The organism is Fluviicola sp., from assembly GCF_030151805.1.
GTDB lineage: Bacteria > Bacteroidota > Bacteroidia > Flavobacteriales_D > Crocinitomicaceae > Fluviicola.
Window position 1 is genome coordinate 1 of record NZ_JASLCN010000213.1, and the last position, 7853, is coordinate 7853.

At 39.6% G+C, this 7853-nt stretch carries 8 protein-coding genes; 4 read left to right on the plus strand and 4 right to left on the minus strand.

Going from position 1 to position 7853, the window contains the following annotated elements; all coding sequences use genetic code 11:
- The coding region (locus Q1V93_RS08000) for a 3-hydroxyacyl-CoA dehydrogenase NAD-binding domain-containing protein (protein ID WP_300663556.1) at positions 1 to 449 on the minus strand (449 nt) is incomplete at its 3' end.
- A gap of 241 nt (positions 450 to 690) precedes the next feature.
- On the opposite strand from Q1V93_RS08000, the gene Q1V93_RS08005 reads away from it, so the two are divergent.
- Positions 691 to 1260 (plus strand): RNA polymerase sigma factor, encoded by a 570-nt coding sequence (locus Q1V93_RS08005; protein ID WP_300663558.1) that lies wholly within the window; start codon positions 691 to 693, stop codon positions 1258 to 1260.
- Positions 1257 to 2534, plus strand: a complete 1278-nt coding sequence (locus Q1V93_RS08010; RefSeq protein ID WP_300663559.1) for a hypothetical protein — start codon at positions 1257 to 1259, stop codon at positions 2532 to 2534. Before Q1V93_RS08005 ends, Q1V93_RS08010 begins: the two co-directional genes overlap by 4 nt.
- Position 2535: 1 nt before the next feature.
- On the opposite strand, the gene Q1V93_RS08015 is transcribed toward Q1V93_RS08010, so the two are convergent.
- The 3 genes from Q1V93_RS08015 to radC are packed head-to-tail and all read right to left on the minus strand — an operon-like array spanning position 2536 to position 5447.
- Complete coding sequence (locus Q1V93_RS08015; RefSeq protein WP_300663561.1) at positions 2536 to 3471, minus strand: GSCFA domain-containing protein; 936 nt, start codon at positions 3469 to 3471, stop codon at positions 2536 to 2538.
- Positions 3468 to 4697, minus strand: coding sequence for a polysaccharide deacetylase family protein (locus Q1V93_RS08020; protein WP_300663563.1), 1230 nt, complete (start codon positions 4695 to 4697; stop codon positions 3468 to 3470). Before Q1V93_RS08020 ends, Q1V93_RS08015 begins: the two co-directional genes overlap by 4 nt.
- Before the next feature lie 57 nt (positions 4698 to 4754).
- Complete coding sequence (gene radC / locus Q1V93_RS08025) at positions 4755 to 5447, minus strand: DNA repair protein RadC (protein ID WP_300663565.1); 693 nt, start codon at positions 5445 to 5447, stop codon at positions 4755 to 4757.
- Positions 5448 to 5601: 154 nt separating this feature from the next.
- Between radC and Q1V93_RS08030 the strand changes: the two genes are divergently transcribed.
- On the plus strand, positions 5602 to 6615 hold the full coding sequence (locus Q1V93_RS08030) for a metal-dependent hydrolase (protein ID WP_300663567.1): 1014 nt from the start codon (positions 5602 to 5604) through the stop codon (positions 6613 to 6615).
- A gap of 153 nt (positions 6616 to 6768) precedes the next feature.
- Positions 6769 to 7853 (plus strand): hypothetical protein (locus Q1V93_RS08035; RefSeq protein ID WP_300663569.1); only part of this gene is annotated, 1085 nt, incomplete at its 3' end.

Here is a 7853-nt window from a genome sequence, read left to right on the forward strand (position 1 = left end):
GCAGAATCCAATGCTCCACCCATTCCGATAATCTTGTGCTTAGGAAGACCTGAAGTTTTGTGCACCAGGTAAGCCATTGTATCCATTGGATTAGAAACAACAATAATGATCACTTCCGGAGAATGTTTTACCAGGTTTGCCGTAACATCTTTCACGATACCCGCGTTGATTCCGATCAATTCTTCACGTGTCATTCCCGGTTTTCTTGGAATACCTGAAGTGATTACTGCTACATGAGAACCTGCTGTTTTGCTGTAATCTCCTGTTGTTCCAGTAATTTTCGTGTCGAATCCGTTCAGTGACGCCGTTTGCATTAAATCCATTGCTTTACCTTCGGCAAATCCTTCTTTAATATCTACCAAAACTACTTCCGAACAGAAGTTTTTCATTGCGATATATTCTGCACAGCTTGCTCCTACAGCTCCTGCACCTACTACCGTTACTTTCATTGTTTTATGATTAAATGATAATACTATTTCTTAAGCGCAACGAATTTAAGAATAAAACTTTGCTCCTGCTGTAAATTTTGTGCAGAAATAACGTTATTTGTAAACAGGGGATGAAAAGTTGGTTTAATACACTGTTCCAAAGGTTCAAAGTGTTCAAAATTGGAACTTTTTGAACTTTTCAACTTTTGAACCGACAGAAAAGGCAACCCTATTGAGAATCTTTCGTTATTGATTGGAGACAGTGAAACAGAATTGGGAATTGGATGAAATTATTGAGGGCTGCAAATCTTCCGACCGAAGAGCACAAGAGCAGTTATTCAAGAAGTTTTACGGGAAAATGTTTGTTGTTTGCCAACGATATATTCGCGATAAAGATTCAGCTCAGGAAGTTTTGCAGGAAGGTTTCATTAAGGTCTTTGAACATATTAAAGGTTACGACAAAAAGGGATCTTTTGAAGGTTGGATGAGAAGAATTATTGTGAATTGTGCAATTGATTCGATCCGAAAATCAAAAAAGGATTTTATGCTGACTGATAATGACAATGATTTCAAATACATCCCGGAAGATGATGAACTGGGAGAAGATTGGGAAATCACGTCATTAAAAGCAAGTGTAGCACTGGAAGCCATCAACAAGCTTTCTCCGGCCTACAAAGCAGTTTTCAACTTGTATGTGATGGAAGAATTCACCCACAAGGAAATTGCTGAAATACTGGAAATCAGTGAAGGAACGTCAAAATCTAATTTAGCCAAAGCCAAAATGAATCTTCAAAATTATTTGAAACAAAAATTTACAAAAATTGCTCAATGAAAAACATTGAACAGCTTATAAAAGAGTCGCTTGAGAACCATGAATTGCCTTACAACGAGGCAGCGTGGGAATCATTGTCCAAACGTTTAGACGGAACGACTCCTACTCCATTCTACCGCAAATGGTGGGTTGCAGCTTCTGTTGGGACTGTACTTGTTGGTTCTGCCCTGTTTTTCGCATTGAATTCTCAATCGGAATCCGCTGATCAAACCAAAAACACAACACCTGTAATGAGCCAAAATGCAGAAAATCCTCACGTAAAAAATCAGGATAATGCACAGGCTTCGCAAAGTACGACCCCTCAAACGCACATACCGCAAGTAGAAGAAAATCAAACGATTGTTTTCCAGAATGAAACTGCCAGTAAAAATTACCAACATTCAAATGCAGCTCACTCCAATGGAAATCCGAAAGGAGAATCGAACAACAAAAAAGAGATTGAAGGACAACCGGTTTCAAACCCGAACCCAAAGTCTCAATTTGCTGATGCAAACACTTCAAAAAACAACATTTTACCGGCAATTTTCAATAAATCAAAATATTGTATCGGTGACGAAATTGAAATCATCAATCCAAACGAAAATACAAGCGTTCAGGTTCTTCAAAACGGGAAAAGCCTGCTGAATGTGAAACCGGATTCCAAAAAGTCGTTGATTGCTTCCAATGAAGGAATGATTGATGTCATAGTTGGAAATCAAAAACAATCAGTGCCTGTTTACGGAACAACAGCAGATTTGTACATTCACGTTGACCCTACTTTAATCTACGAAAATGCCATTCCGGCTGTCAGATTCAATGTGTCCGGAAATGACAATCCTGTTCATTGGAAAGTGGAAAAGTACAGCAGCGAGGTTGAAAACGGAACATTCATCGTGCATCCGTATAAAGGCACTGAAATAGCTGTTTCTGTTTCCAGTAAAGATCAAAACGGTTGTTTGGTGGTAGAAAACAAAACCATTTCAATTCCGGAAGAATACAATTTGAATGCATCCAAAGCTTTGGACGTAAATGCTTCAGACATTCGTTTCAACACCTTCATGCCTTACGCTTTGAAAGAACGTAATACCCCATTCGAATTATACATTTATGACGCAAGATCAGGAAGAGTTATTTTCAAAACATCAGACGCATCTAATGGATGGAACGGTGTAGATTCTCATACAGGAGAAATGTTGAAAAATGGCTCAACGGTACTTTGGAAAGTGATCATGGGAGACCCGAATCCGGGAGAACCACGAGAATATAAAGGAACTCTTGTTTTAAAAACAGAATAAACTACCAGACTACTACTGGGTATTGGGAGAGGAAACTTTCCCTTTTTTGTTTCACCATACCCAGGTATTCCGCTGCTTTTTTCGATTCCGGATACAACAAACGATGTTCTTCCATTCTTCGAATCCGGAATAATTCATCAATTATTTGATTCGTTTCAGGAGTAAAAAGCTCCGCTCGCAAAAATTCCCAAACAAACTCCGTAGCCAGAGAATTCGGATGAACTCCGTCAGGCTCAAAATACCGGTAATCTCTCAGCACGTCATTCACCAATTCAAATGCGGGAAAATAATGCGATTTCTGAGTTCTGAGCAAATCAACCAAACGGAAAAGCTCCCCCTTTGAAAGAGAATTCTCCATCAAACCATCCCGGATATAACGAACCGGGCTCACGGTAAAAACGATTTGAATCTGAGGATTCACATGTCGAATCGCATCAATTGCTTCCTTCCAGATATCAAACAGTTGATCTGCAGATGTCAGCTCCTTCTCAAAATATTCTTTTGCTTGTTGATGACAATTTGCAACGATCTTTCCGGATTCGATCAAACGGTATCCATGAGCAGAACCCCATGTGATAACTAAAAGCTTTGCGTTTGACAACGATTCTTTCAATGCTTTCAATTGACTCCGTAACTCGTTATCAAGCGAAAGAGAATCCATCGAATAAAGCGTACTGCTGGCATCATAACTGACATAAACATCTTCTTTCTGAATAAATTCCAGCAATTCTGCTTGTCCAAAAGCTAAAAGAATTTGTTTTGCAAGTGGGACCGGATGAAAAATGACTCCCAACGGGTTATCAAACACTTCAAATCCGGCTCTTCGAAACCAGAAAGACATATTTGCAGAAAAACAGGATCCCAGTTGCACAACCAAATCTCCGTGTTCGATCTTCGGAAATTCCTTTTGTTTTAAAGTATCTGATGAAATCATCATTTCAAGCGTTCTAATGTGTGATCGAATACTTGTTTCCACCCTTTCCACTTTCCGGCTTCAGCCAATGTTTCATTATGCCAGATAAAACAGAAAACACCGCCGAATCTGCTGACTTCATCAACCAGTTCATCGATCACTTCCATACTCTGAAAAATGGTCAGTTTTTTATATTCCAGCAAAGTCCCGTCCATATAGCAAAATGGCACAATCCGGTATTCCGGGTAAACCTGGTTTGTGAGAAGATCAAAAAAAGAATGCTCGTATGCTGTTCCGGCACGGAATCCGTAATCATCTGCATATCCCATTGTAAAATCACGTTCAAACTCTTGTTCCATCATCCGATGATACGTTTTGGGAAGATTCAGCTTCAGAAAATGCTGTCGTGATTCTTTAACCGGTTCTTTCGTAATCACCCGAATTCGATCAACCTCATTCAGGAGCTTTTCATCCGAATAATTACTTGCATAACTCGGATGCAGTCCAACATGCCCCAACTGATTGATCTCTTGTATCAACTGTTGGTGTCTTGTATCGTGCCAGGAAATATTGGTATCATACTTTGCAAAATCTCCCAAATGCCAAAAAACACGGGTATCGGGAAAGTGTTTGATCACTTCCCGGATTTCATCAAAAGAATCAAACGGATCGTTCATTTCTCCACTCTGAACCAACCTGCGTTCTTTGATCCGGTTCTTATTATTTCTGACAAAATCCTTCCCAACGGAAAGCCACGTCCTCCAGCCTTCTTTCCATTTGTAAGCAAAGGTATTGTCAATATCAAATGAAGGTATTGCAGTCATTTTTCTTCGGGTAATCAGCCGGTCCAGGTAATTCGGAGCATAAACAGTAAAAAAAGCTTCAATCCAATGTTCAACAATCTGTACATGAAGCCAGTCAAATTTACTTTGAATACTTTCCCGGGCTGTAAACCTGCCATGATCATCCAAAAACTTAGGATTGTATTCTTCGTAGCGGGAAAGCACATAAAAAATCGAAGCCATGGGATCAGTTACCGAATCAATTTTCAGACATTCTGCACCATTCCAGATTCCTTTTTCAACGCGGATATCTGGTCGAAAACGCTCTTCAAATAACAATCCGGAAGGATTTAGTGTCGGAACGCCTTCAAATTCATAATCGGAATAAGTGAGTTTCGTTCCCCCATGAGAAGAAAAAAACTGCTTATCATTCGTTAATTCATATTCCAAACCGTGTTCCTTGAACACAAAATCCAATGTATAAATTAAACGTATTGAAATTTGATCGGCGTAAAAAAGCATTTCCTAAAGAAGTTCTTTATCTGAAAAGCTAAAGTAGCCATTATCTGTGACAATCAGATGATCCAATACCGGCATCTCAATCAAGTCTCCGAATTGCTGAATTCGTTTAGTGATTTTCTGATCTGACTCACTGGGGTTTAGATTTCCACTCGGATGATTATGAGCCAAAATAATTCCTGAAGCTGCTAAATCCATTCCGTATTTAAAAATGATCTTCGGGTCTACATAAGTTCCGGCTGTTCCACCGATCGAAACTTGTTTCACTTGTAATACCTGGTTTCCGCGATTCAAATAAAGCACAAAAAATTCTTCATGGGTCAAATCAGAAAAATATCCTTTTAACTCCTGATACGCTTTCAGAGAACCATCAATTTTATTGCGCTTCGTTTTTGTATACTCTTTCTTCCGCCTCCCCAACTCTAAGGCTGCAAGAATACTGATTGCTTTGGAATCTCCAATCCCCTTTACATTGCATAAGTGAGAATGCCGTAATTTACCGAATTCGTACAAGTCTCCATTTGTCAACGAAAGTAATTCCCTTGCTAAATCAACTGCTGATTTGGATCTGCTTCCTGTTCCTATAAGGATAGCCAATAATTCAGCATCTGAAAGAGTGTGCTTGCCTTTAAGCATCATTTTCTCTCTCGGGCGATCATCTTCCGCCCAGTTTTTAATTGCTAACTGTTTTTGATACATATTCCACTTATCTTTTCCATGAAGTTATGAAATTACTTCTGAGCAAAAAAGTCTTTTCCAACATCTTTATCCATTTTTTTAAACATTTTTATCCTAAATTATAATCAGATAAATATCCTGTGGACCGGAACTAAAAACGACTACTTTTATCTCCATGGATTCATTGACTCAAATTGTTTTGGGAGCTGCAGTCGGAGAAGCTGTTGCCGGAAGAAAAATTGGTAATAAAGCTGCTTTATGGGGTGCAATCGGCGGAACGATTCCGGATCTGGATGTTTTTTTGCGTTTTTTTTATGATCCGCTGGATGCTGCTTTGGTTCACCGGGGATTTTCACATTCATTACTTTTTGCCTGTCTGGCAGGTCCGGTAATAGGTTATTTGTTTCACAGACTGACAAATCGGAAGTATTCCTTCAGAATGTGGTTCTTACTTTGGTTTCTAAGTATAGTAACACACCCGATGCTGGATATTTTTACCAATTACGGAACACAATTTTTCTGGCCTTTTTCCTGGCGTTTAACGTTCAATTCCGTATTCGTTATTGATCCTTTATATACGATCCCATTCATGATATTACTGATCAGTGCGCTTTTCATGAAACGGAATTCAAAACGAAGACGCATCTGGAATTGGACCGGAATAATTTATTCCTCCATCTATTTAATATGGGGAGTCATTATCAAATTGGGAGTCTACAGCAATTCAGACAGTTATTTCGCAGAAGCAGGTATTCACCCGAAAAGAACAATGGTCACGCCGATGCCACTCACCTCTTTTTATTGGGATCTGATTGCAGAAGACGACACGGCATATTACATCGGATATAAATCACTCTTTACCCCTTTCGATCCGAAGCAACTGGAGATTATTCCCAAAAACCATCATCTGCTGAAAGAAATGAATTGGAACGGAAACTCCAGAATCAGGGAAATTGAGCATATCACCAACGGATTCTACTCGGTTGAACAACATTCAGATACTTTGCTAATCTATGACCTGCGTTTTGGAACAACGACAACCATCACAAATGGAAAAAGTAAAACTCCGTTAATGGGATACGGTTTCACGACAAAAGAACAAAAGATCGAAACGTTGTTCTCACATCGAACCAGGGATTTCAGTAAAATAGACTTCAATGCTTATCTAAAAAAGGTATTCGGGAAATAACTCGAAATGTGTAAATTTTGAACAAATCCTTCATAGTTGTGATATATCAGCATTTCTGATACTTTGACTATCAATCATTTGAAATAAGTTAATCGTTTTACTATAACTTTAGTATAATCAAATTATTTGCTTACCCGAATGAAACTAAATGCTATGAAAACATCCTTAACGCTCTCAGCAGTTTTGGCAGGATTTCTTTCTTTCTCCCAAAACTATGCACCGATTTCTGTCACAGGTTACAATGCAGATGTTATTGCCGAAGCAGTTCCCGCTGTATCAACTACAACAACAGCATTAGATGGTAGTGACTACATTCTTTACAGCCAGGCTTACGGAACATCACTCAGTACCGGAACCGGTTTACCCAACAACGGAACAATTGTTTCAGGAAGCAGTTCTTACCAATTAGCTCCTTATACCGCAGAAAATGCCATTTTCCTGTCCACCGGACAAACAGATTCCCTCGAATTAAACATACCAGCATCTTACTCTTCTCTCAGTTTTCTTGGTTTTTCAACAGAAGGAGCCGGAACAGTTTTGTTCGTGATCAAATTTACGGATGGTTCGGCAATGGTCGTAAATAGTTCGAATTTGCCCGATTGGTTTAATGGCGGCGGAGCTGTAATCAGTGGTTTCGACAGAGCAGGAAGAACCGGAGACACCCCTGATTTTAGCAGTTTTGCTCCTTACATGTATCGCATCAATGTACATTTATCCTGTGCCGATCAGGCAAAATTGGTGCAACGTGTTTTGATCATCAACACCACTCCGTCTCCTTCTATCAAAACAGCGATCTTTGCGTTATCAGGAGCTTCAGTCGTAACTGCCACTTCTATTCTGGATTACCAGGATTTGAATTGTTATGGCGACACAGACGGATTTATTCAATTAACTCCTTCCGGATTGACTCCGCTTGCATTTTCCTGGAACACTACTCCACCAACAACCACTCAAAACCTGAACAACAAAGGAGCCGGTAATTATACATGTACAATCACTGATGCAACAGGATGCTCCACTCAACTGAGTCAAACATTGAGTCAGCCTCCGGCAATAGGAAGCAGCCAAACAGCTTCCATTTGTGCAGGTGAAAGTTTTACGGTCGGGCCGTTCACACATACAACTTCAGGAACCTACAATGATCATTTGGATGCTTCCACAGGTTGTGACAGTATCGTCACAACCGTTTTGACCGTTACAAGTATTAACACCTTTGTAACACTTTCCGGGCATCAGCT

What these genes read in the sequence shown, in the direction of transcription:
- Q1V93_RS08015 (WP_300663561.1), bottom strand. Translation starts at nt 3,471, where the DNA reads ATGATGATTTCATCAGATACTTTAAAACAAAAGGAATTTCCGAAGATC.
- Q1V93_RS08030 (WP_300663567.1), top strand. Translation starts at nt 5,602, where the DNA reads ATGGATTCATTGACTCAAATTGTTTTGGGAGCTGCAGTCGGAGAAGCT.
- Q1V93_RS08010 (WP_300663559.1), top strand. Translation starts at nt 1,257, where the DNA reads ATGAAAAACATTGAACAGCTTATAAAAGAGTCGCTTGAGAACCATGAA.
- radC (WP_300663565.1), bottom strand. Translation starts at nt 5,447, where the DNA reads ATGTATCAAAAACAGTTAGCAATTAAAAACTGGGCGGAAGATGATCGC.